Annotated in this window: 1 protein-coding gene; it reads right to left on the bottom strand. The window is 70.2% G+C overall.

Annotated features, from left to right (window positions below; translation table 11 throughout):
- Positions 1-248: DUF2254 family protein (locus AX737_RS20845; RefSeq protein ID WP_156453862.1), on the bottom strand; the 248-nt coding region annotated here is incomplete at both ends.

Here is a 248-nt window from a genome sequence, read left to right as displayed (position 1 = left end):
ACCGAGCCGGCGGCGTTCTGGCGGATCATGTGGAACATCGCGTCGCACAGGCCGTCATAGTCCGTCACCGGATGCACGAGCACGACGTGGCCCTCGCGAGCAACGGCTCCGGTCGGCAGGTGCCGCGGCGCGATCCGGCACAGGGCGTCGCCCAGGTGGTCCAGTACGCTGCCCGCCGTCATCGGGTCGTTGATGCCGGGCGAGAGCGCCCGCACCGCGATCTCGACGAGCTGCCGCACCGAGTATTC

This window comes from Methylobacterium sp. CCH5-D2 (assembly GCF_001556475.1).
GTDB classification, from domain to species: domain Bacteria; phylum Pseudomonadota; class Alphaproteobacteria; order Rhizobiales; family Beijerinckiaceae; genus Methylobacterium; species Methylobacterium hispanicum.
Note: the sequence above shows the minus strand (reverse complement) of the source record. Positions and strands in the feature narration are given on the sequence as shown.